The following is a 2,264-nucleotide window of genomic DNA, read 5'->3' as shown; positions in this document are numbered from 1 at the left end:
GGCGGCCGGAGTGTTGACACTACTATGGGCTTTACTCCTTTGGATGGTTTGATGATGGGGAGTCGATCGGGTGCGATCGATCCTGGTATCATAATTCATCTGTTAAGGCGATCGCACTTGACTGCTGAGGAACTCGATAATATTCTGAATCGAAATTCTGGTTTGAAGGGGATTTCTGGGGTTTCTAGCGATATGCGGCTGGTGGCGGAGGCGATCGCAAATGGCAATTCTCGGGCTCAACTTGCTTTCGATATTTACGTGCACCGTTTGCGCGCCGGTATTGGGGCGATGTTGGCGAGTTTGGGCGGGTTGGATGCTTTGATTTTCACTGCGGGTGTTGGGGAAAATTCGGCTGTTGTCAGGGCTGCTGTTTGCGAGGTTTTTGGGTTTATTGGGTTAAGGTTGGATGGAGAGAAGAATTTGAATTCGCCAATTGATGATGATGTTGCGGCGGTTGATTCAGCGGTGCGAGTTTTGGTGATTCATACTCAGGAAGATTGGGAAATTGCGCGGGAATGTTGGGATATTTCTCGGAGATAATTCGGGGTTTTTTCTGCGGTTGAAACGGCGGTTGAAACCGCGTCTACACATACGAAACCCGCCGGACGCCGGTTGAAGAGTACACGGTTTTTTCTGCGGTTTTTTCTGCGGTTTTTTCTGCGGTTTTTTCTGCGTCTACACATACAAAACCCGCCGGACGCCGGTTGAAGAGTGCGGGGTTGAGATCGGTCGCCCCTTGTGTATTTAAACGTGCCTTTGTTGAGGAACATTAGCCAATCAAAGACAAAAATTTGTAGGGTGTGTCGCTCAGAGAAAATATCTCAAAAAAATCGACAATCTCATAGCGACGCACCAGCCTACACAGTCCCAACAAACCAATAATTTTGTGATAGCAAGATGTTGCATAATTGGTATTAAAAAAAATCAGTCCTGGATGCACCACCATCGAAGAAACCGGGTTTTTTGCTTAATCTGTGGACTGCGGCGAAAGATTTTTGGAAAAAACCCGGTTTCTGGCCACCCGTGCGTAAGTTCTGAAAGTATTTGACTCAGATGAACTGTGCGAATTGATTGCTGAATTAGAAAGCGCTATACTACACATAGATTGACAAGCTAAGTTCGTGGAGGCGCAAAAACTATGCTAAATGAATCTTCGCGCCTTGTTTACGGCGATGAATTAATCACCGCAACCGAATTGAACCAACAACCGGGACGAGTTCTCGATTTGGCGATGGAACACCCCGTCACCATTACTCGCAACGACCAACATTTTGCTTTGCTGCGGCGGGAGGAGATGGCGCTGTGGGTAAAAGCTGCAACTGTTTCTTTAACAGTATTTGAAGTGATGGCGGCTGCTTACCGCCTGCGTCTGGGAGAACCAATTAGTTCGCAACATCCCTATGGATGGCTGAAAGTATTTGACTCAGATGAACTGTGCGAATTGATTGCTGAATTAGAAACAGCTTACCGACTTGCGGAGTCGGAACCTGGGGCGTGGAGTGCGATCGAGATTGTAATCCATGAATGGCACGAAAGCGCGATCGCACTTTTTAGCCCGGAACTCGCAGCAGCTTTCAGCGATGAAATTGACGAAGTATTGCTGACACCGCCTCAAATAGAAAGCACTACTGAATCGACTCAGGTATGACGCACACTCCACCCACCCCAGACGATTCAGAAAGCGCGGTTTCCTCTGAAGAACTTGCCGCACCTGTACCCGTGCTTTCTGAGTTGATAATCCCCCCTGAAGAATCACTTACAGCACCTCCTACACCCCCATCTGAAGAAAAAGAAAATCCAGCCGAAATTATCGCGCAATTATCTGAATCGTCCTGGTTAGTAGTAGCGAAAAACCGAAGGGTTAATCGGGATTGGGAAGCTTTATTGTTACGTGCGCCTGAGAATACTCGTCGCTGCTATCAGGATTTATGTAGTAGCCCGATGGTGAGAAAACCGAAAAGAGTTTTTCCCTTAAAAGGCAAACTTTATAAAGGTGCGTGGGAATATGAAGTAACAAGTTCAGACCGAGTATTTTATGTACCGGATGAAGAAAAACGCAAAGTGCTTGTTTACTACGCGGGAAAACATCCTAAGTCAGCGCCAACTCCTCCGTAAAGAAACCGGGTGATTGAAACCGCCCGGTTTTGATTCGCCCGTGGTTTACCCCTTGTTTTTCCCATCACAAAGAATGTAAAATTATAAAAACATGGGTTGTCAGCAATGAACGAAGAACGCCGCCAAGCTTATCTCAATCTGATTGAATC

General features: G+C 46.8%; 2 protein-coding genes and 1 pseudogene. All 3 read left to right on the top strand.

The window, feature by feature from the left end; genetic code table 11:
• A pseudogene (locus tag QT974_RS33600) lies at window positions 1–540 on the top strand (acetate kinase); the annotation flags it as partial.
• Between the two features lie 598 nt (window positions 541–1,138).
• Window positions 1,139–1,648: a hypothetical protein gene (locus QT974_RS33595; RefSeq protein WP_333472691.1), complete on the top strand. Its 510-nt coding sequence runs from the start codon at window positions 1,139–1,141 to the stop codon at window positions 1,646–1,648.
• Window positions 1,645–2,115 (top strand): hypothetical protein, encoded by a 471-nt coding sequence (locus QT974_RS33590; protein ID WP_333472690.1) that lies wholly within the window; start codon window positions 1,645–1,647, stop codon window positions 2,113–2,115. The genes QT974_RS33595 and QT974_RS33590 overlap by 4 nt, the downstream gene beginning before the upstream one ends.
• Window positions 2,116–2,264 lie beyond the last annotated feature (149 nt).

Source organism: Microcoleus sp. BM001215392, assembly GCF_036700185.1.
In the GTDB taxonomy this organism is placed as follows: domain Bacteria; phylum Cyanobacteriota; class Cyanobacteriia; order Cyanobacteriales; family Microcoleaceae; genus Microcoleus.
This window is presented reverse-complemented; position numbering and strand designations above follow the sequence as displayed.

What these genes read in the sequence shown, in the direction of transcription:
- QT974_RS33590 (WP_333472690.1), top strand. Translation starts at nt 1,645, where the DNA reads ATGACGCACACTCCACCCACCCCAGACGATTCAGAAAGCGCGGTTTCC.
- QT974_RS33595 (WP_333472691.1), top strand. Translation starts at nt 1,139, where the DNA reads ATGCTAAATGAATCTTCGCGCCTTGTTTACGGCGATGAATTAATCACC.